Origin of the sequence: Streptomyces sp. NBC_00490 (assembly GCF_036013645.1) — a bacterium.
In the GTDB taxonomy this organism is placed as follows: Bacteria; Actinomycetota; Actinomycetes; order Streptomycetales; family Streptomycetaceae; genus Streptomyces; species Streptomyces canus_F.
This window is the reverse complement of sequence record NZ_CP107869.1, coordinates 3,639,310-3,658,577: the sequence shown is the minus strand read 5'-3', so window position 1 is coordinate 3,658,577 and position 19,268 is coordinate 3,639,310. Positions and strand designations below refer to the sequence as shown.

General features: G+C 70.8%; 20 protein-coding genes. 8 read left to right on the top strand and 12 right to left on the bottom strand.

Translation table 11 applies throughout. The features are described 5' to 3' along the window. Positions 1 to 173 precede the first annotated feature (173 nt). Positions 174 to 1,109, bottom strand: coding sequence for a LysR family transcriptional regulator (locus OG381_RS16575; protein WP_443061898.1), 936 nt, complete (start codon positions 1,107 to 1,109; stop codon positions 174 to 176). Between the two features lie 49 nt (positions 1,110 to 1,158). On the opposite strand from OG381_RS16575, the gene OG381_RS16570 reads away from it, so the two are divergent. Together OG381_RS16570 and OG381_RS16565 are read left to right on the top strand one after the other, a co-directional pair. After that, positions 1,159 to 1,956, top strand: a complete 798-nt coding sequence (locus OG381_RS16570; RefSeq protein WP_327716873.1) for an NAD(P)-dependent oxidoreductase — start codon at positions 1,159 to 1,161, stop codon at positions 1,954 to 1,956. Between the two features lie 20 nt (positions 1,957 to 1,976). Continuing rightward, a complete protein-coding gene (locus tag OG381_RS16565; RefSeq protein ID WP_327716872.1) occupies positions 1,977 to 2,396 on the top strand; it encodes a RidA family protein in 420 nt (139 codons plus the stop codon). Here OG381_RS16565 and OG381_RS16560 read toward each other — a convergent pair. Further along, positions 2,350 to 2,949: a TetR/AcrR family transcriptional regulator gene (locus OG381_RS16560; protein ID WP_327716871.1), complete on the bottom strand. Its 600-nt coding sequence runs from the start codon at positions 2,947 to 2,949 to the stop codon at positions 2,350 to 2,352. The two genes, OG381_RS16565 and OG381_RS16560, sit on opposite strands and share 47 nt — an antisense overlap. A 102-nt stretch (positions 2,950 to 3,051) precedes the next feature. On the opposite strand from OG381_RS16560, the gene OG381_RS16555 reads away from it, so the two are divergent. Then, positions 3,052 to 5,520 carry a glycoside hydrolase family 3 protein gene (locus tag OG381_RS16555; RefSeq protein WP_327716870.1) on the top strand — a complete coding sequence of 823 codons (2,469 nt, stop codon included), beginning with the start codon at positions 3,052 to 3,054 and terminating at the stop codon, positions 5,518 to 5,520. A gap of 90 nt (positions 5,521 to 5,610) precedes the next feature. On the opposite strand, the gene OG381_RS16550 is transcribed toward OG381_RS16555, so the two are convergent. After that, entirely contained in the window at positions 5,611 to 6,582 is a 972-nt protein-coding gene (locus OG381_RS16550) for an aldose epimerase family protein (protein WP_327716869.1), read from the bottom strand. 15 nt (positions 6,583 to 6,597) lie between these two features. Beyond that, positions 6,598 to 7,500: an SGNH/GDSL hydrolase family protein gene (locus OG381_RS16545; protein WP_327716867.1), complete on the bottom strand. Its 903-nt coding sequence runs from the start codon at positions 7,498 to 7,500 to the stop codon at positions 6,598 to 6,600. A 278-nt stretch (positions 7,501 to 7,778) separates the two neighbouring features. Between OG381_RS16545 and OG381_RS16540 the strand changes: the two genes are divergently transcribed. Continuing rightward, positions 7,779 to 8,273: a DUF3145 domain-containing protein gene (locus OG381_RS16540; RefSeq protein ID WP_327716866.1), complete on the top strand. Its 495-nt coding sequence runs from the start codon at positions 7,779 to 7,781 to the stop codon at positions 8,271 to 8,273. A 66-nt stretch (positions 8,274 to 8,339) separates the two neighbouring features. Here the strand turns inward: OG381_RS16540 and fabF are convergent, their stop codons facing one another. The 5 genes from fabF to OG381_RS16515 form a co-directional block, all read right to left on the bottom strand. Then, positions 8,340 to 9,611 carry a beta-ketoacyl-ACP synthase II gene (gene fabF / locus OG381_RS16535; protein WP_327716865.1) on the bottom strand — a complete coding sequence of 424 codons (1,272 nt, stop codon included), beginning with the start codon at positions 9,609 to 9,611 and terminating at the stop codon, positions 8,340 to 8,342. A gap of 77 nt (positions 9,612 to 9,688) precedes the next feature. Next, positions 9,689 to 9,937 (bottom strand): acyl carrier protein, encoded by a 249-nt coding sequence (locus OG381_RS16530; protein WP_019067091.1) that lies wholly within the window; start codon positions 9,935 to 9,937, stop codon positions 9,689 to 9,691. Between the two features lie 79 nt (positions 9,938 to 10,016). Further along, the gene (locus OG381_RS16525; RefSeq protein WP_327716864.1) at positions 10,017 to 11,012 is read right to left on the bottom strand and encodes a ketoacyl-ACP synthase III; all 996 of its coding nucleotides are present in this window, start codon (positions 11,010 to 11,012) and stop codon (positions 10,017 to 10,019) included. A gap of 17 nt (positions 11,013 to 11,029) precedes the next feature. Continuing rightward, on the bottom strand, positions 11,030 to 11,944 hold the full coding sequence (locus OG381_RS16520; RefSeq protein WP_327716863.1) for an ACP S-malonyltransferase: 915 nt from the start codon (positions 11,942 to 11,944) through the stop codon (positions 11,030 to 11,032). Between the two features lie 89 nt (positions 11,945 to 12,033). Further along, positions 12,034 to 13,239 carry a PucR family transcriptional regulator gene (locus tag OG381_RS16515; protein ID WP_327716862.1) on the bottom strand — a complete coding sequence of 402 codons (1,206 nt, stop codon included), beginning with the start codon at positions 13,237 to 13,239 and terminating at the stop codon, positions 12,034 to 12,036. Between the two features lie 73 nt (positions 13,240 to 13,312). Between OG381_RS16515 and OG381_RS16510 the strand changes: the two genes are divergently transcribed. Continuing rightward, entirely contained in the window at positions 13,313 to 13,960 is a 648-nt protein-coding gene (locus OG381_RS16510) for a pirin family protein (protein ID WP_327722473.1), read from the top strand. A 302-nt stretch (positions 13,961 to 14,262) separates the two neighbouring features. Here OG381_RS16510 and OG381_RS16505 read toward each other — a convergent pair whose 3' ends face one another. Further along, a complete protein-coding gene (locus tag OG381_RS16505; protein ID WP_327716861.1) occupies positions 14,263 to 15,084 on the bottom strand; it encodes a serine hydrolase domain-containing protein in 822 nt (273 codons plus the stop codon). Positions 15,085 to 15,103: 19 nt separating this feature from the next. After that, positions 15,104 to 15,574: a GNAT family N-acetyltransferase gene (locus OG381_RS16500; protein ID WP_327716860.1), complete on the bottom strand. Its 471-nt coding sequence runs from the start codon at positions 15,572 to 15,574 to the stop codon at positions 15,104 to 15,106. Between the two features lie 97 nt (positions 15,575 to 15,671). Here OG381_RS16500 and OG381_RS16495 point away from each other — a divergent pair, with 97 nt between their 5' ends. From OG381_RS16495 to OG381_RS16485, 3 genes are all read left to right on the top strand, one after another. Beyond that, entirely contained in the window at positions 15,672 to 16,805 is a 1,134-nt protein-coding gene (locus OG381_RS16495; protein ID WP_327714086.1) for an IS630 family transposase, read from the top strand. 93 nt (positions 16,806 to 16,898) lie between these two features. Then, the gene (locus OG381_RS16490) at positions 16,899 to 17,369 is read left to right on the top strand and encodes a MerR family transcriptional regulator (RefSeq protein ID WP_307031443.1); all 471 of its coding nucleotides are present in this window, start codon (positions 16,899 to 16,901) and stop codon (positions 17,367 to 17,369) included. After that, complete coding sequence (locus OG381_RS16485) at positions 17,366 to 18,382, top strand: aldo/keto reductase (protein ID WP_327716859.1); 1,017 nt, start codon at positions 17,366 to 17,368, stop codon at positions 18,380 to 18,382. Before OG381_RS16490 ends, OG381_RS16485 begins: the two co-directional genes overlap by 4 nt. Before the next feature lie 11 nt (positions 18,383 to 18,393). Here the strand turns inward: OG381_RS16485 and OG381_RS16480 are convergent, their stop codons facing one another. Beyond that, positions 18,394 to 19,257: a DUF4429 domain-containing protein gene (locus OG381_RS16480; RefSeq protein WP_266899661.1), complete on the bottom strand. Its 864-nt coding sequence runs from the start codon at positions 19,255 to 19,257 to the stop codon at positions 18,394 to 18,396. Positions 19,258 to 19,268: the final 11 nt, after the last annotated feature.

Below are 19,268 nucleotides of genomic sequence, written 5' to 3'. Positions count from 1 at the left end.
AGTTCAGCCTTCCGTCGCCGTGGGGAGCGTGGTGGTGCCGACGGCGGCAGTATGCGTGACGGAAGTGGTCTACGCCATGGGGTGTGACTCAGGAAGAGGGTTCCTCGGCGTTCGTCCGTGCCGTAGTCGACCAGCCACGATGGCGCCGCGGACGACCGCACTTGGCACACCGCTCAGCAACCCGGGATGCGCCGCACGGCCTCCCGCAGCGCCCCCACGAACGCCTCCACCGCGGGCGCCGGCGTCCGTCCCCGCACGGTCGCCGCGTACACCGCCCGCGCCGGTGCCCTCTCGTCCAGGACCGGCAGCAGGGCGACGTCCGGCCGAACCGACTCCGCCGCCAGCGCCGGGACCAGGGTCACGCCGAGGCCCGCGGCGACGTAGCCCTGCTTGGCGGTCCACTCGGCGACGACGTGGGCGACGCGCGGCCGGAAGCCCTGGCGCAGGGCCGCGTCCAGGAGCGTGCCCTCCGGGCGTGCGCTGCCGGAGATCCAGTCGGCGTCGGCGAGTCGGCCGAGGCGGACCGGACCGCCGTCCGCCAGCGGATGCGCGGCCGGGACGGCGACGTACAGGGACTCGTCGAGGAGGTGGTGGAGGGTGTACGGCTCCAGCGGCGCGCCGCCCGTCGTGGACACCACCGCCAGGTCCAGATGCCCGGCGGCGAGCCGTTCCAGGAGCGCGGGGGTGAACCCCTCCTCGCGGGAGACCCGCACGCGCGGATGCCGCTCGCGGAAGGCACCCAGCGCACGCGGCACCAGCGCCGCGTCGGCCGTGGCGAACGCCCCGAACCGCAGCCTCCCGCCCGCCACTTCGCGCAGCGCCGCCAGCTCGCGCCCGGCCCCGTGCAGCGCCTCGACGACGGCCTCCGCGTGCGGCACGAGCACCCGGCCCGCCTCGGTGAGCCGTACGCCCCGCGGCAGCCGGTCGAAGAGCGGGCCCCCGCCCAGCGCCGACTCCAGCGAGGAGATCTGCCGGGACACCGCGGACTGGGTCCAGCCGAGGCTCCGGGCGGCGCCCGTGAAGGAACCCCGGCGGGCGACTTCCAGGAAGGCGCGCAGCCAGACGGTGGAGAGATCGGGCAGCTCATGCGGAGACGGCATGGGAGCCATGCTAGACATTCGCTTGTCGCATCACAGGGGCGGACATAGCGTCGGCGCCATGGAGCACATCGCATTCCTCGGCCTGGGGCACATGGGCGCCCCCATGGCCCGCCGACTCCTCGCCGCGGGCCACCCGTTGACCGTCTGGAACCGCACCGCCGAGAAGGCCGTACCGCTCGTCGCGGAGGGGGCCGGACTCGCCGCCTCCCCGGCCGACGCGGTCCGGGACGCCGACGTCGTCATCACCATGCTCGCCGGCCCGGACGCGCTGGAGGGGGTGGCGGGGGCCGCCGCGGCAGCCCTGCGGCCGGGCGTCCACTGGATCGAGATGTCGACCGTCGGCCCGGAAGCCGTACACCGCCTCGCGGCCCGACTGCCCGAAGGCGTCACCCTCGTCGACGCCCCCGTCATGGGCAGCACCGACAAGGCGGCCGCGGGCGCTCTCGGCATCCTCGCCGGCGGTGACACGGCCGGCGTCGAGCACCTCCTCGCCCACCTCGGCAACGTCACCCGCACGGGAACCCTCGGCTCCGGCGCCGCCCTCAAGCTCGTCCTCAACTCGGCCGTCATCAGCGGGATCGCGGTGGTCGCCGAAGCCCTGCGGCTCGCCGACGCCCTCGGCCTGGACGGCGACACGGCCCGCACCGCCCTCGCGAACGGCCCCCTCTCCGGAGTCGTCGCCCGCGCCCACGCCGAGGGCGTGCACTTCGACGCCACGCTCGCGCTGAAGGACCTCGACCTGGCCACGAAGACGGCACGACTGCCCGTCATCGAGGCCGCGTCGGAGCACTACCGCCGGGTCGCCGAACCCGGCGAGGACATCTCCCGGGCCGCGGCCCGCATCCGCACCGCCTGACCTCGCAGACAAGGGAATCCATGAAGGTCACCCTCGACAACCCCGCCTCCGCGCCCCAGCCCCTGAGCCCCTACTACTCCCAGGTCGCCCGAGTCGAACAGGCCGACGGCAGCGCCCTGTTGTTCGTCTCCGGACAGATCGCCGAGGGGGAGACCCTGGCCGAGCAGAGCCGGGGCGTCTTCGAGACGATCGAGGCCCTGCTGAAGGCCCACGGCGGCACCCTCGCGGACATCATCAACATCCGCACCTACCTCACCGACATCGACAGGCTCCAGGAATACGGCGCCGTGCGCAGGGAGTTCCTCACCGGGACCCCGCCCACCAGCATGACCTTCGAGGTGCCGAAGCTGTTCCGGCCGGAGGCGCAGATCGAGGTGGAGGTGGTCGCCGCGGTCAGGCCGGGTTCTCAGGGGTCCCGGGGTTCTCGCCCAGCAGACTGAGGAAGTCCCGGAACGCCCCCGGCATGTCCACCGACTCGGGGTCGAGGAGCCACTGGTACTGGAGCCCGTCCATGACCGCCACCAGCAGCGGAGCCGTCCGCTCGGGCGTCAGCCCGTTCGGCAGCCGGTCCCCGTACTCGGCACGCAGCACCGCCGCCATCGACTCGCGCACCTGCGCATAGCGCTCGGTGAAGTACGCGCGCGCCGGATGCCCGTCCGTCACGCTCTCGCCGAGCAGCGCCGAGAAGGTCTGGATGATGCCGGGCCGCATCGCGTTGTACTCGACGAGCGAGGCGAGCAGGTCGATCCGCCACTGGGTGTCCGGCACCGCGTCCCACTGGTCCCGCTCCTTGAGCACGGTGACCAGCAGTGCTTCCTTGGTGGGGAAGTGGTGCAGCAGCCCCTGCTGGGTGAGCCCGACGCGCTCCGCCACGGCGGCCAGGCTCGCCCCGCGGTAGCCGCGCTCGGCGATCACCTCCAGGGCCGCCCGGACGATCTCCGCGCGCCGTTCCTCACTCCTGACCCTGGCGTTCATGGGGTCACCGTACGGCATGACCCCATGCCATATATAACGGCCAGATAACGAAACCTACCGGTCTACAGGTAACGGGTGCACGATGGGGGAACGGCACGGACCCGACACCAGGAGGACCCCATGGCGGGCACCCAATCCACCACTCGCGCGGACCAGGCACGCGAGGCTGCCGTCGAGGCGGCCCTCGGCAAGCTCGACCTGGACGCGAAGGCCCGGCTGCTGGCCGGCCAGGACATGTGGACGCTGCCCGCCCTGCCCGAGATCGGCCTCGAGTCGCTCGTCATGTCCGACGGGCCGATCGGCGTCCGAGGCGTGCGCTGGACCGCCGACGACCCCTCGATCGCGCTGCCGTCCCCGACCGCGCTCGGCGCCACCTGGGACCCCGAACTCGCCCGCCGCGCCGGCGCGCTGCTCGCCCAGGAGGCCCGCCGCAAGGGCGTCCACGTCCTGCTCGCCCCCACCGTCAACCTGCACCGCTCCCCGCTCGGCGGCCGCCACTTCGAGGCCTACAGCGAGGACCCGTACCTCACCGGACTCATCGGCGCGGGCTATGTGAACGGCGTCCAGTCCGGCGGAGTCGGCACCACCGTCAAGCACTTCGTCGCCAACGACGCCGAGACCGACCGCTTCACGGTCAACAACGTCGTCTCCGAGCGCGCCCTGCGCGAGCTCTACCTGCGGCCCTTCGAGCTCATCGTCGAGAACGCCCGCCCGTGGGGCATCATGACCGCGTACAACCAGGTCAACGGCGTGACGATGACCGAGCACCACCACCTCGTGAACGAGATCGCGCGCGGCGAGTGGGGCTTCGACGGCTACAACGTCTCCGACTGGATGGCCGCCCGCTCGACGAAGGGCGCCATCGAGGGCGGCCTCGACGTCGCCATGCCGGGCCCGCAGACCGTGTACGGCGAGGCCCTCGCCCAGGCCGTCCGCGACGGCGAGGTCGAGGAGGCCAAGGTCGACGAGGCGGTACGCAACGTCCTGCGGCTCGCCGCCCGCGTGGGCATCCTGGAGCACGCCGAGCCGGTCGTCACCGAGCTCCCGGAGACGATCGACGGCGAGGCGCTGGCCCGCGAGATCGCCCGCCGCGCCTTCGTGCTGGTCCGTAACGAGGTACGCGACGGGAACAGCGCGCTGCCGCTGAAGCAGGGCACCGTGGCGCTGATCGGCGCCGCCGCCCGCGACGCCCGCGTCCTCGGCGGCGGCTCCGCCACCGTCTTCCCGCCCCGCATCGTCTCCCCGCTCGACGGCCTCACCGCCGCCCTCCCCGAGGGCACCCTCACCTACGCCGTCGGCGCCGACCCCAACACCGAACTCGCGGTCGCAGACAAGGGCTTCACCCTGCGCGCCGTCTGCCGCGACATCGACGGCAACGTCATCGGCACCGGCAACGCCCCCAACGGCCAGATCCAGTGGATGGGCAACGACCTCCCCGACGGCGTCACCCACGACACGCTCCACACCATCGAGCTGACCGGCACCTTCACCCCGCGCGAGAGCGGCACCCACACCTTCGGCATCAAGGGCGTCGGCGCCTTCACCCTCACCGTCGACGGCACGACGTACTACGACGACCTCCAGCTCCCCGCCGACACCAGCGACCCCTTCGAGGCGTTCTTCGGCTCCCCGGTACCGCACGGCGAGGTCGAACTGACCGCGGGCGAGCCGGTCGAGGTCTCCCTCACCTACGTCTTCCAGCTGCCCGAGGGCATCCCGTTCATGGTCATCGCCTTCGCGCTCGCCCACCAGGAGCCGCGGCGCGACGGCGACGAACTGATCGCCGAGGCCGTCGAGGCCGCCCGGAACGCCGACACCGCCGTCGTCGTGGTCGCCACCACCGACCGCGTCGAGTCCGAGGGCTTCGACCGCGGGGACCTCGAACTGCCCGGCCGCCAGGACGACCTCGTCCGCGCCGTCGCCGCCGCCAACCCCAACACCGTGGTCGTCGTCAACTCCGGCTCCCCGGTCGAACTGCCCTGGCGCGACGACGTCGCCGCCGTCCTCCTGAGCTGGTTCCCCGGCCAGGAGGGCGGTGCCGCCCTGGCCGACGTCCTCACCGGAGCCCACGAGCCCGGCGGTCGCCTGCCCACGACCTGGGGCTCCCTGGAGGCCGCCCCGGTCACCCGGGTGATCCCCGCCGACGGCGAACTCCCGTACACCGAGGACGTGTTCATCGGCTACCGCGCCTGGGCGAAGGAGGGCCGCCTCCCCTCGTACCCCTTCGGCCACGGCCTCGGCTACACCGACTGGACGTATGAGTCCGTCCAGGTCGAGGGCACCACGGTCCGCGTCCGCCTCCGCAACTCCGGCCGGCGCACCGGCCGCGAGGTCGTCCAGGTCTACCTCGCCCCCACCGACGCTCCCGGCCCCGACCGCCCCGAGCGCCTGCTGGCCGGCTTCGCCGGTGTCGAGGCCGCGCCCGGCGAGAGCGCGGAGGTCACCGTCGAGATCCCGCGCCGCGCCTTCGAGACATGGACCGGGGGAGAGGGCGCGGAGGGCTCATGGTCGTTTGTGAAGGGTTCGTACGAGATCCAGATCGGCCGCTCGATCACGGACCGTCGCCTCACCGCCACGATTAACGTCTGATCCGGGAGCAGGACTCCCCCTGAGCAGCCCCGGTCCGGGACCTGACACCCGGGCCGGGGCTTGTGGTTCTCCGCAACCCTCGGCGGGGCCTCAGCGCGTGGAGAACGCGTACACCGTCTCCGACCGGAACACCTCGCCCGGCCGCAGCACCGTGCTCGGGAACTCCGGCCGGTTCGGGGAGTCCGGGAAGTGCTGGGTCTCCAGCGCGACACCCTCGCAGGGCACGAAGGGCTCCTCCAGGTGGTCCGCGGTGTACAGCTGCAGGCCCGGCTCGGTGGTGGACACCGTCAGCACCCGCCCGGTGGAGGGGTCGTGCAGCTCGGCGACCTCGGCCGGCGACCGCGTCAGACCCTTGTCGAGGACGAAGTTGTGGTCGTACCCCGAACCCACCTTCCGGCTCTCCCGGAAGTCGAAGCGCCCGCCGGTCACGTCCTGGAGCACCCCGGTCGGGATCCCGACCGCGTCGACCGGTGTGAACCGGGAGGCGGCGATCCGCAGTTCATGGCCGCACGCGTCACCGGAGCCGGCCAGGTTGAAGTAGCTGTGGTTCGTCAGGGCGAGCACCGTCGGCGCGTCCGTCACCGCCTCGTACGCGATCCGCAGCGCACCCTCCGCGTCCAGCGTGTACGTCGCCGAGACCTCCAGCCGGCCCGGGAAGCCCTCCTCGCCGTGCGGACTGACCCGGGAGAGCCGGATGCCGTGCTCGACGGGCGCCACGTCCCACACCCGCTTGTCGAAGCCGCGCCCGCCGCCGTGCAGGCAGTTCGGCGCGCTGTTGGGCGCCAGCGCGTACGTCACACCGTCCAGCGGGAAGCGGCCGCCGGCGATCCGGTTCGCGTACCGGCCGATCAGCGCACCGAAGTAGGGCCCGGTGTGCGTGAGATATCCGTCCAGCTCCGCGAACCCCAGCACCACGTTCCCGGTGCCCCCGTCCCGGTCCGGGACCTCGGCGGACTGCACGATCCCGCCGTACGACAGCACCCTGACCCGCACGCCGGCCCGCTCCAGCGTCCAGCGGTGGACCGGGGTGCCGTCGGAAAGTGTGCCGAAGAGTTCACTCATGTTCAAAACTTTAGGTCACGCCTTCTCCGCCGTGACCTCCCGGTAGGCGATCTCGGCCAGCCTGGCCTGCCCGTTCACACTCGGGTGGAACCAGTCGATATGGCTCAGCTGCTCCGTGCCGAACCGGAACTCGTACACCGCGCCCCCGTCGAAACGGCACCGCTCGTCCTTGGCGCAGACCTCCTCCAGGACCTTGTTGTACGCCTCCACCCGGTCCTGCACGGTGTCGCGCCGCTCGGTCGCCGCCGTGTCCACGGCATCCGCGTCGCCCAGCATCGACGGGCATATCCCGAGCTTCCACACCTGCTTGCCCATCGGGTTGGCGCGCCCCTCGGACCACAGCCGCTTCAGGTTCGGCACGCTCGCCACGTACACCTGCGCCTTCGGCGCCGCGTCGCGCAGGGTGCTCATCGCGTCCTCGAACTGTGCCCGGAAGTCGGCCACGGACGTCATCAGCGAGGTGGAGTCCCGGCACGCGTCATTGGCCCCCGCCATCACCGTCACCAGCCCGGGCCTCTTCGCCGCGGCCTGCGCCATCTGCCCGGCCAGATCGCTCATCCGCGCCCCGCTGACCGCGTAGTTCCAGCTGTGGGAGACCGCCTTCGCCGACCCCAGCAGCCGTACGGCGAGACTGTCTACCTCGGCACGGCTGCCCGTCGCCCAGGAGGCCTCCGGGCAGTCCTGGAGGAGCGAACAGGCGTCGAAGCCGCGGGTGATGGAGTCGCCCACGGCGGCGAGGGAGGACGGGCTGGAGTCCCAGGCGGGCGTCGTCGCAGTGGGGGAGGGCTTCGCTCTCTGCGCCTCGGTGCCGGACGGTGCCGACTCGTTGCCGCCGACGGCGTCACAGCCGGCGGCGCCCAGGACGGCCGCCGTCACGACGGCGAGAACGGCACGCGAGTGGTGCCTGCGCTTGCGCATCCCCTGGTGGTCCCCTCGGTCGACATGCAATCCCCTGCGAACTTCGTCCCCCTCCATACCAACGCACGGGAGTTCCCGACCCTCACCAGCCGTCGCCGTGCAACGGCTCACACCCCTACTAGCGTCCTGCTGGGTGAATGGCGGGCGTTTCGGGGCACCGGGACCGACGGTACGTCACACTCCTTGCGCCGCCGCACGGTAGCCTCGCCATCAACGTGGCTGCCGCCACCACCGTTCCGCCCATTCGCACAATGGTCCCGCTCTGCCCGGAGGTCCCGGTGACGACACGTGGAGTTCTGTACGTGCACTCCGCGCCGCGCGCGCTGTGCCCGCACGTCGAGTGGGCCGTCGCCGGGGTGCTCGGCACGCGCGTCAACCTCGACTGGATCCGGCAGCCGGCGGCCCCTGGCACCTGGCGCTCGGAGTTCTCCTGGAAGGGCGAGGCGGGCACGGCGTCGAAGCTGGCGTCGGCCCTGCGCGGCTGGCACCTGTTGCGCTTCGAGGTGACGGCCGAGCCCTGCCCCACCGCCGAGGGCGAGCGCTACAGCTGCACCCCCGACCTCGGCATCTACCACGCGGTGACGGGCATCCACGGCGACATCCTGATCCCCGAGGACCGCCTGAGAGCGGCACTGGCCCGCTCACAGGGCGGCGAGACCAACCTGGAAGCGGAGATCGCCAAGCTCCTGGGCAAGCCGTGGGACGACGAGTTGGAGCCCTTCAGATACGCGGGAGAGGGCGCCCCGGTCCGCTGGCTGCACCAGGTCGTCTAGGAATCCGGACAAGCCGAAGGGCCCCCACCGACCGGTGGAGGCCCTTCAGTTGCGTACGGAGGCCTCTCAGACCGTACGGAACGCCAGCACCACGTTGTGGCCGCCGAACCCGAACGAGTCGTTCAGCGCGGCGATACGGCCCTCGACGGGCAGCTTGCGCGCCTCACCGCGGACGATGTCGGCGTTGGCCTCCGCCTCCGGGTCGAGGTTCTCGACGTTGATGGTCGGCGGGGCGAGACGGTTGTAGAGGGCGAGGATCGTCGCCACGGACTCCACACCGCCGGCGCCACCCAGCAGGTGACCCGTCATGGACTTCGTGGCGGACACCGCGAAGTGGTCGGCCTCGTCGCCGAACACCTTGCGCAGCGCCTTCAGCTCGGCCACGTCACCGGCCGGCGTCGAGGTGGCGTGCGCGTTGACGTGCACGATCTCCGCCGGGTTCAGGTCGGAGCCGGCGAGCAGGTTCTGCAAGGCCTGGGCGATACCGCGGCCCTCCGGCTCGGGCTGCACGATGTCGTGGCCGTCGGCGGAGATGCCCTGGCCGACCGCCTCGGCGTACACGCGCGCACCGCGCCGGGCGGCGTGCTCCGCGGACTCCAGGACGATCACGCCGGCGCCCTCGCCGAGCACGAAGCCGTCACGCGCGGTGTCGTAGGGACGCGAGGCGCCCTGCGGGTCGTCGTTGTTCTTCGACATCGCCATCATGTTGCCGAACGCGGCGATCGGCAGCGGGTGGATCGCCGCCTCCGTGCCGCCCGCGATGACGACGTCGGCGCGGCCGGTGCGGATCATCTCGATGGCGTAGCCGATGGCCTCGGCGCCCGAGGCGCACGCGGAGACCGGGGTGTGCACACCGGCGCGGGCGCCGACGAGGAGACCCACGTTGGCGGACGGGCCGTTCGGCATGAGCATGGGGACGGTGTGCGGGGAGACGCGGCGGACGCCCTTCTCCTTGAGCACGTCGTACTGGTCGAGCAGTGTCGTGACGCCACCGATGCCGGAGGCGATGACCGCACCGAGGCGGTCGGCGTCGACGGCGGTGTCCTCACCGGCCTTGCCGGTGAAGCCCGCGTCGGCCCACGCCTCCTGGGCGGCGACCAGCGCGAACTGCGCCGACCGGTCCAGGCGCCGGGCCTGCGGACGCGGGATGACCTCGGTCGGCTCCACGGCGACGGGCGCCGCGATACGGACGGCCTGGTCGGCCGCCCACTCCTGCTCCAGGGGCTTCACGCCGGACTTGCCGGCGACCAGACCCTCCCAGGTAGAGGCTGCGTCGCCACCCAGCGGTGTGGTTGCGCCGATACCGGTGACGACCACGGTGCGATTGGTCGGGCTCACGGGAAATCTTTCTCCAACGATTACGAGGATTCAGCGGCGCCACCGCCGGGTGGCGGGGCAATGGACTGATCCGGGGATCAGCCCTGGTTCTTCAGGATGTAGTCGGTGGCGTCGCCGACCGTCTTGAGGTTCTTGACGTCCTCGTCCGGGATCTTGACGTCGAAGCGCTCTTCGGCGGCGACGACGACCTCGACCATGGACAGCGAGTCGACGTCCAGGTCGTCGGTGAAGGACTTGTCCAGCTGGACGTCCTCAACCGGGATGCCGGCGATCTCGTTGACGATGTCGGCGAGACCGGCGACGATCTCTTCCTGAGTGGCGGCCATGAGAGGCGCTCCTTCGTTGTTGTCCAGAGGGTTGGCAGTGCGTTCCGGCCCGGATCGTTGCTGATCCGGCACGGAGTGCCTAGGGGAGGGTAACGACAGTCGCGGCGTAGACGAGACCCGCCCCGAAGCCGATGACGAGCGCGGTGTCGCCGCTCTTCGCCTCGCCGGTCGCCAGGAGCCGCTCCATCGCGAGCGGGATCGAGGCGGCCGAGGTGTTGCCGGTGGTGCGTACGTCACGCGCGACCGTGACGGTCTCCGGCAGCTTGAGTGTCTTCACCATCGAGTCGATGATCCGCTCGTTGGCCTGGTGCGGAATGAAGACGTCCAGTTCGTCCGCGGTGATACCGGCGACGTCCAGCGCCTCCTTGGCGACCTTCGCCATCTCGAAGACGGCCCAGCGGAACACCGCCTGGCCCTCCTGCGTGATGGCGGGGAACTTGTCCTTGCTGTCGTACTCGGTCCACGCCACGGTCTGCTTGATCGTGTCGGACTTGTCGCCCTCGGAGCCCCACACCGTCGGGCCGATGGCCGGCTCCTGGGAGGGGCCCACGACGACCGCGCCGGCCCCGTCACCGAACAGGAAGGCCGTGGCACGGTCCTCCAGGTCGGTCAGGTCGGAGAGCCGCTCCACGCCGATCACCAGGACGTACTCCGCCGAACCCTCGACGATCATGCCCTTGGCGAGGGTCAGGCCGTAGCCGAAGCCCGCGCAGCCGGCCGAGATGTCGAAGGCGGCCGCCTTGTCCGTGCCGAGCTTGTGGGCGATCTCGGTGGCGACGGCCGGGGTCTGCTTGAAGTGCGACACGGTCGAGACGATCACGCCACCGATCTGCTCGGCGGAGATCCCGGCGTCGGCGATCGCCTTGCCGGACGCCTCGATCGACATCGCGGCGACGGTCTCCTCGTCGCTCGCCCAGTGCCGGGTCTCGATGCCGGAGCGCGAGCGGATCCACTCGTCGGACGAGTCGATCGTCTCGAGGATCACCTCGTTCGGCACGACCCTCGTCGGCCGGTAGCCACCGACACCGAGGATCCGCGCGTACGGGGCGCCCTTGCTGGGCTTGATCTTCGACATTGCTCTCTGGCTCCTTTTCAGGCGCTGTGCTCTGCGATGAGCTCGCGAGCGGCGTCGAGGTCGGCGGGGGACTTGAGCGCCAGCGTCTTCACGCCGGGCAGCGCGCGCTTGGCGAGACCGGTGAGGGTGCCGCCGGGGCACACCTCGATCAGGGCCGTGACACCGAGCTCCTTGAAGGTCTCCATGCACAGGTCCCAGCGGACCGGGTTGGCGACCTGGCCGACCAGTCGCGCGAGGACCTCGGCGCCGGTGGCGACCGTCTGCCCGTCCTTGTTCGAGACGTAGGGGAGCTTCGGGTCGGCGGGCGTAAGGGCCTCGGCGGCCTTCGCCAGCGTGTCGACCGCGGGGCTCATGTGGTGCGTGTGGAAGGCGCCGGCCACCTTCAACGGGACGACCTTGCGGACGCCCTCGGGCTTGTCCTCGTTCAGCGCGGCGAGCTGCTCCATGGTGCCGGCGGCCACGATCTGGCCGGCGCCGTTCACGTTCGCCGGAGTCAGGCCCAGCTTCTCCAGGTGCGCGACGCTCACCTCGGGGTCGCCGCCGAGCAGCGCCGACATCCCGGTCTCGGTGATCGCGGCGGCCTCGGCCATGGCCAGACCGCGCTTGCGTACGAGGGTCAGCGCGGCGGTGTCGTCGAGGACACCGGCGAAGGCGGCGGCGGTGAACTCACCGACGCTGTGGCCCGCGACGGCGCCCGGGGTGACGGCACCGAGTGCCGAGGCGGACAGGATCCCGGCGGCGACCAGCAGCGGCTGGGCCACCGAGGTGTCACGGATCTCGTCCGCGTCGGCCTGGGTCCCGTAGTGGGCGAGGTCCAGGCCGATGGCGTCCGACCACGCGGCGACGCGGTCGGCGGCACCGGGGAGTTCGAGCCAGGGGGTCAGGAAGCCGGGCGTCTGGGCGCCCTGGCCGGGAGCGACGAGTACGAGCACTCTCACACTCTCTCTTGTGGACGGGCATGCCCGCCCGTGGGGACAGGGACGAAGAACACGAGGGGGTTTTGTGGACCCCCGACAAAAGCCTAGAGCTGGATATCGCCGTCGACCAGACGCCCCAGGATGAGGGCGATCCGCAGCGTGAACGCGGAACGTACGTCGGAGGGCGACCAGCCGGTGACGTCAGTCACACGTCGGAGCCGGTAGCGCACGGTGTTGGGATGGACGAAGAGCATCCGGGCCGCGCCTTCGAGACTGCTCGCCTGTTCGAGATAGACCGAGAGCGTCTCCAGGAGAGCTGAACCGGCTTCCTCCAGTGGTCTGTAGATCTCCTCCACCAACTGCTCGCGCGCGCTCGGGTCACCCGCGATGGCGCGCTCCGGAAGCAGATCGTCCGCCAGTACCGGGCGCGGGGCGTCCTGCCAGGCAGTACCGGCTTTGAGCCCCGCCGCGGCGGCCTGCGCGGACCGGGTGGCGGCCAGCAGATCGGGTACGACGGGCCCCGCGACCACGGGTCCGGCCGCATAAGGCCCGATCAGCGACTTGGCGACGGCGAGCGGATTGTCGCTGCCGCCGGCGATGACGACGAGCCGGTCTCCGAGCACCCCGGTGAGCACCTGGAGCTTGGCATGCCGGGCGGCCCGCCGAATGGCCTCGACGGTGAGCTCGGAGTCCCCGTCGGGAGCGGTGCCGAGGACGACACACACATGCTCGGGCGCGTTCCAGCCGAGCGCGGCGGCCCGGGAGACCGCCCCCTCGTCGGCCTCGCCGCTGAGCACGGCGTTGACGACCAGCGATTCCAGCCGGGCGTCCCAGGCACCGCGTGCCTCGGCGGCCTGGGCGTAGACCTGGGCGGTGGCGAAGGCGATCTCGCGGGCGTAGACGAGAAGGGCCTCGCGCAGGATGGACTCGTCACCGGGAGCGGCCACCTCGTCGATGGCGGACTCCATGACCTCGATGGTGGTGCGCACCATCTCCACGGTCTGCCGCAGCGTGATGGCCCGGGTCAGCTCGCGCGGAGCGGTTCCGAACACATCGGTGGAGATCGCCTGCGGGGCGTCGGGATGCCGGAACCACTCGGTGAACGCGGCGATACCGGCCTGCGCGACCAGCCCGATCCAGGAACGGTTCTCCGGGGGCATGACCCGGTACCACGACAGCGTCTCGTCCATCCGCGCGATGGCCTGCGCCGCCAGGGACCCGGCCGACTTCTCCAGCCGCTTCAGGGTCGCCGAGTGCGGATGGGAGTCACGTGCGAAGGCTTCGGTGTTGCTGGCTTCGGGTTCGGGCACGGGACAAGACTGCCTTATCCGGACGTGAGTGCGCTCCGCCGGGTACCGGGTGAGGGCTACGGTGGGGTCCGTGATGGACGTACGGCGCGCCGCTGAGCGCTACCCGGGGGGCGATCCGGCGACCGGGATCGAGTCCTTCCACGCCTTCTCCTTCGGTCCGCACTACGACCCCGGCAACCTCCGTTTCGGCGCGGTGATCGCCTGCAACGAGGAGCGGCTCCAACCCGGCGCCGGGTTCGACGAGCATCCGCACAGCCACACCGAGATCGTGACCTGGGTGGTCGAGGGCGAGCTCACCCACCGCGACTCGACGGGCCACGAGACGACCGTGCGGCCCGGGGACGTGCAGCGCCTCAGCTCGGCCGCGGGCGTCCGCCACGTGGAGCGCAACGACGGCGACACCCCGCTGACCTTCGTGCAGATGTGGCTGGCCCCCCTGGAACCCGGCGGCGAGCCGTGCTACGAGATCGTCCGTGGCATCGCCGACTCGACGCCGTACGCCGTCCCGGAGGCGGCGGCGATGCTGCACGTACGACGCCTCGCGACGGGCGAGCGTACGGCGCTCCCGGACGGCCGACACCTCTACGTCCATGTCGTCCGCGGCGAAGTACACCTGGCCGGCGAACACCTGCGCCCGGGCGACGCGGCCCGCGTCACGAACGCCGAGGCCCTGGACACGGCAGCTCTGACGGCAGCGGAACTCCTGATCTGGGAGATGTAGGACCCACTGGCCCGGGCACTCTGATCCGCCCCCGCCGCCCCTACCCATTCCCATCCTCCAGGGGCATGCCGCCCCTTCAACCCCGCCCCCAGGGGGCGCTGCCCCCTGAACCCCCGCTCCTCAAACGCCGGAGGGGCTGAATTAGCGCGGAGGGGCTGGATTTGCTGACGCCGGTCCGTGTCTTTGCTTTTCAGCCCGTCCGGCGTTTGAGGACGAGGCCCGTTCAGGGCCGACAGCGGGGTCTGGGGGCGCAGCCCCCAGGGATGGGACGGGTAGGGGCGGCGGGGGCGAGGGAAACGGGCTCAGCCCCGCAGGTCCGTGAGTACCGCGTCCGTGAACAGTGGCCATGCCTCGATCGCCCAGGGACCGAACGCACGGTCCGTCAGTGCCACGCAGGCCGCGCCCGCGACGGGGTCGATCCACAGGAACGTACCGGACTGCCCGAAGTGCCCGAAGGTACGGGGGGAGGACGAAGACCCCGTCCAGTGCGGGGACTTGGAGTCACGGATCTCGAAGCCGAGCCCCCAGTCGTTGGGGCTCTGATGCCCGTACCCCGGCAGCACACCCTTGGTACCCGGGTACTGGACGGTCATCGCGTCGGCGACCGTACGGGGATCCAGCAGCCGAGGCGCCTGGACCTCCGCGGCGAACCGGACCAGATCCTCGACCGTCGAGACCCCGTCCTTGGCGGGCGACCCCTCCAGCGAGGTCGACACCATGCCCAACGGCTCCAGCACCGCCTGCCGCAGATACTCCGCGAACGCGATGTCCGTCGCCTTGGCGATGTGGTCGCCCAACTGCTCGAACCCGGCGTTGGAGTACAGCCGCCGCTCCCCGGCCGGTGCCATGACCCGGTGCTCGTCGAACGCGAGCCCCGACGTGTGCGCCAGCAGATGCCGCACCGTCGACCCCGCGGGCCCGGCCGGCTCGTCGAGCTCGATCGCGCCCTCCTCGTACGCGACGAGCGCCGCGTACGCCGCGAGCGGCTTGGTGACCGACGCCAGCGGGAAGCGGTGCCCGACGGGACCGTGCGTACCGAGCAGGGTCCCGTCCGCCCGTACGACGGCCGCGGCGGCGGTCGGAACCGGCCAGTTCTCGATCAGGGCGAGGCTCTTCAGCGACATGCCGTCGAGACTATGCCGGTCACAGTGCCAGCCGCATCGAGGGGTCGGGCTTGCGGACGAAGCCGAGGGAGGCGTAGAGCGGCTCGGCGTCGGCGGAGGCGTTCAGATCGACCTGGGTGGCGCCCCGCTCGCGGAGCCAGACCAGCAGTTCGGTCATGCACGCCCGCGCGTAACCGCGACGGCGGGCGTCGGGGTCGGTCGCGACGCTGAAGACGTACCCGACCCGCCCGTGCGGATTGTCCGCCCGTCCGATCCGGTACTCCAGCGTCCCGACCGCCAGTGCCGCCAACGCCCCCGGCCGCTCGGGGTGATCCACGACGAACGCCGCGAAGTCCCCGTCCGGTTCCGCCAGCCGCCCCTTCAGCACGGGCAGCGCCCCGGCATGCCACTGCGTGGACGGATCGGCACCGGCCATCGAGTCGATCATCACCTGCCGAAGTCGCAGCACTTCCCGGGCGTCCTCGGCTCCAGCACGTCGTACGAGACTCATGTCCCGCACGCTAGTGCCGCATCAGGCAACGTTCGCCCTGTCATGACGTATCGCTGGGTTGCTGCGCCGGGCGGCATCAGACAGCCAGAATGATCACGTGGCTGAACGTGTGCGGGTCCGGGAGATTGATGACGATGAGGGCAGGCGACTGCTGCGGATCATCCGCAGGGGTACCGGTTCGGTGGTGACCTGGCGGCGGGCCCAGATGGTGCTGTTATCCGCGCAGGGCATGCCGGTGGCGAAGATCGCCGAGGTGACGTTCACCAGCCAGGACCGGGTCCGGGATGTGATCCACAACTTCAACGCGGACGGATTCAACTCGCTCTATCCGAAGTACAAGGGCGGCAGGCCCAGAACCTTCACCCTCCCCGAGCGCCGGGAGATCAAGAAGATCGCCAAGTCCAAGCCGGCCGAGCATGGCCTGCCGTTCTCGACCTGGAGCCTGGCCAAGCTGGCCGACTTCCTGGTCGCCGAGGGGGTGGTCGACGACATCAGCTACGAGGGCCTTCGGGTCCTGCTCCGCGAGGAGGGCGTCTCGTTTCAACGCGTGAAGACCTGGAAGGCCTCACGCGACCCGGACTACGCGGCCAAGAAGGCCCGGGTCGAGCATCTCTACGCGATCGCCGACGGCGAGGTCATAGCCGAGGACGGCGAGCCCGAAGTCGTCTTCTGCATGGACGAGTTCGGGCCGCTCAACCTCCAGCCACACCCCGGACGGCAGTGGGCCGAACGCGGCGGCCGGCACAAGGATCCCGACCGTGAACCCCGGCCTCGGCGCCGGGCGACCTACACCCGCCCGCACGGGGTCCGCCACCTGTTCGCCGCCTACGACCTGGCCAAGGACCAGCTCTACGGGCACATCAAGAAGACCAAGAACAGGTCGAAGTTCCTGGAGTTCTGCCGCTACCTGCGCTCCCTGCACCCACAGGACATACGCATGGCGATCATCTGCGACAACTACTCACCGCACCTGACGACAAAGCGCTGCCAGCGGGTCGCGACGTGGGCGGCGGCCAACAACGTGGAGATCGCCTACACCCCGACCAACAGCTCCTGGCTCAACCGGATCGAGGCCCAGTTCACCGCCCTGCGCTACTTCGCACTCGACGGCACCGACCACACCAGCCACAAAGAACAGGGAAGCATGATCCGCCGCTACATCATCTGGCGGAACAAGCATGCCGCCGACGAACGACTCCGCGAGGTCGTGGACAGGGCGAACGTTGCCTGATGCGGCACTAGCCACCCCGCCCGGCCGGCGTCCCGCGAATTCTTACCGGATTCGCTTGCTTGGAGTGCACTCCAAGGTCATAGCGTTGAGGTCATGACGGTGATGGAGACCACCACGACGGGTACCAGGACCGACAGCTGCAGCGCCCCGCCGCACCCGCACCGGCGCCCCCAGGGCCAGGACAGCTACACGATCAGCGAGGTCGTCGCCTTCACCGGGCTGACCGCGCACACGCTGCGCTGGTACGAGCGCATCGGCCTGATGCCGCACATCGACCGCTCGCACACCGGCCAGCGCCGCTACAGCAACCGCGACCTGGACTGGCTCGACTTCGTCGGCAAGCTCCGGCTCACGGGGATGCCGGTCGCCGACATGGTGCGCTACGCGGAACTGGTCCGCGAGGGCGACCACACCTTCGGCGAGCGCTTCGAACTGCTGGAGTCGACCCGCCGGGACGTCCTGTCCCGGATCACGGAACTGCAGGACACGCTCGCCGTGCTCGACCGGAAGATCAGCTTCTACGCCGACGCCGGTCACCGCTACGAAACGGAGAAGGCCGGATGACCGACCACAGGATCCCGACCGCACGACTGGGCGCCGACGGCCCCGAGGTGGGCGTGCAGGGCCTGGGCTGCATGGGCATGAGCTTCGCGTACGGCCCCACGGACGCGGACGCGTCCCGGGCGACCCTGGAGCGGGCCCTGGAACTGGGCGTCACGCTCTACGACACGGCGGACGCCTACGGCGCGGGGGAGAACGAGAAGTTCCTCTCGCCGTTCTTCAAGGCCCACCGCGACGAGGTCGTCATCGCCACGAAGTTCGCCCTGTCGATCCCGCCGGACGAGCCGACCCGGCGTGTCATCCGCAACGACACCCCGTACATCCGCCAGGCCGTCGAGGCGAGCCTGAAGCGACTGGACGTCGACGCGATCGACCTCTACTACATGCACCGGCGCGATCCGAACGTGCCGATCGAGGAGACCGTCGCGACCATGGCCGACCTGGTCCGCGAGGGCAAGGTCAAGCACCTGGGCCTGAGCGAGGTCACCGGCTCGGAGCTGCGTACGGCCCAGGCCGTCCACCCCATCGCGGCCGTGCAGTCGGAGTGGTCCCTGTTCAGCCGCGACATCGAGACGGGCGTGGTCCCGGCCGCCCGCGACCTGGGCGTCGCCCTCGTCCCGTACTCCCCGCTGGGCCGAGGCTTCCTGACCGGCTCCTTCGCCGACGCCGACAAGGATCTGACGGCCGACGACTTCCGCCGCCACCAGCCCCGCTTCACCGGCGACAACGCGGCCACGAACGCGGCCCTCCTGGAACAGATCCGCACAGTGGCAGAGGCCCACGGTGCCTCCCTGGGCCAGATAGCCCTGGCCTGGGTCCAGCACCAGGCCGACGTTCATGGTCTGACAGTCGTTCCGATCCCGGGTACGACGAAGGCGAGCCGTGTGGCAGAGAACGTAGCGGCCACCAGGATCGAACTCACGGAAGAGCAGCTGGCGTTGCTGGAGCCGATCGCGGCAAAGGTGGCAGGCGACCGCTACGCGGACATGACGTTCACCTCTGCCGGCCGTGAGTAGAACAACGCACCTCAGAGCTCAGCCAACAACTCCGCTTTCTTCACGGAGAACTCCTCGTCCGTGACAAGCCCCGCTTGGTGCAGCTCCCCGAGATGACGAATGCGCTCGGCGATGTCGGCCGGATCGCGCCTCGGCGCACTGGCCGGCACCGCCGCGACGGGCCCCCGCTCCCGGACCGCCGCCAGGACCGCCGCGGCGAACGGCAACGACTCGTGCACCGGCCCGTACCCGAGCCCGAACACCACGGCGGCCGGATCCTGGTCGGCCTGCACCGGCTGCCCGTCGCCGTCCCGCGGGATCAGCCGCAGATGCCCCTCGAACACCTCGGGCGAGCGCCACTCCACGCCACCGAGGTCGGTGACCGGGAAACTCTGGTCGCCGGCCTTCCACTTCGCCGAGGACGCGCCCGTCCAGAACCACCGGAAGTGCACGGTCTTCCCGTCGAAGGACGCCTTGCCGTCGTACGCCTTGAAGGACAGCGGTACTTCGGGCGCCGGGACGAGAAACCGCTCGGCCGGCTCGCCGTCGTCCGGCTTCAGCAGGGCACGCAACTCGTCGGCGTAGTACTCGGCGAGCACCTCCCGCTCGGCGGGCAGCACGAGGCGGTACGGGTCGCACCCTTCCTTCAGCTGTCCCGCGGCCGCCTCCATCAACGGGTCGGCGCCGGGGCGGGGTTCGGCGCGCAGCACCACCGTGCCGCGCTTGCCGGGGGTGAGTGTCACACCGGACAGTGCCGAGAGGGGGATCCGTCGCTCTCCCAGGGACTGGAAGAGCTTGGGTGTTCGAATCCCCCGCTCGTAACGGATGAGGACGGAGTCGGACTCGAACTCCCAGGCGGCATGAAATCCGGCCAGTACGTCACCCATGCGGCTCATCGTATGCGGCA

Excerpts from the sequence above, each read along its gene's own strand:
- OG381_RS16575 (WP_443061898.1), bottom strand. The coding sequence starts at position 1,109 with ATGGCTCCCATGCCGTCTCCGCATGAGCTGCCCGATCTCTCCACCGTC.
- OG381_RS16570 (WP_327716873.1), top strand. The coding sequence starts at position 1,159 with ATGGAGCACATCGCATTCCTCGGCCTGGGGCACATGGGCGCCCCCATG.
- OG381_RS16565 (WP_327716872.1), top strand. The coding sequence starts at position 1,977 with ATGAAGGTCACCCTCGACAACCCCGCCTCCGCGCCCCAGCCCCTGAGC.
- OG381_RS16560 (WP_327716871.1), bottom strand. The coding sequence starts at position 2,949 with ATGCCGTACGGTGACCCCATGAACGCCAGGGTCAGGAGTGAGGAACGG.
- OG381_RS16555 (WP_327716870.1), top strand. The coding sequence starts at position 3,052 with ATGGCGGGCACCCAATCCACCACTCGCGCGGACCAGGCACGCGAGGCT.
- OG381_RS16550 (WP_327716869.1), bottom strand. The coding sequence starts at position 6,582 with ATGAGTGAACTCTTCGGCACACTTTCCGACGGCACCCCGGTCCACCGC.
- OG381_RS16545 (WP_327716867.1), bottom strand. The coding sequence starts at position 7,500 with ATGCGCAAGCGCAGGCACCACTCGCGTGCCGTTCTCGCCGTCGTGACG.
- OG381_RS16530 (WP_019067091.1), bottom strand. The coding sequence starts at position 9,937 with ATGGCCGCCACTCAGGAAGAGATCGTCGCCGGTCTCGCCGACATCGTC.
- OG381_RS16525 (WP_327716864.1), bottom strand. The coding sequence starts at position 11,012 with ATGTCGAAGATCAAGCCCAGCAAGGGCGCCCCGTACGCGCGGATCCTC.
- OG381_RS16510 (WP_327722473.1), top strand. The coding sequence starts at position 13,313 with ATGGACGTACGGCGCGCCGCTGAGCGCTACCCGGGGGGCGATCCGGCG.
- OG381_RS16505 (WP_327716861.1), bottom strand. The coding sequence starts at position 15,084 with ATGTCGCTGAAGAGCCTCGCCCTGATCGAGAACTGGCCGGTTCCGACC.
- OG381_RS16500 (WP_327716860.1), bottom strand. The coding sequence starts at position 15,574 with ATGAGTCTCGTACGACGTGCTGGAGCCGAGGACGCCCGGGAAGTGCTG.
- OG381_RS16490 (WP_307031443.1), top strand. The coding sequence starts at position 16,899 with ATGACGGTGATGGAGACCACCACGACGGGTACCAGGACCGACAGCTGC.
- OG381_RS16485 (WP_327716859.1), top strand. The coding sequence starts at position 17,366 with ATGACCGACCACAGGATCCCGACCGCACGACTGGGCGCCGACGGCCCC.
- OG381_RS16480 (WP_266899661.1), bottom strand. The coding sequence starts at position 19,257 with ATGAGCCGCATGGGTGACGTACTGGCCGGATTTCATGCCGCCTGGGAG.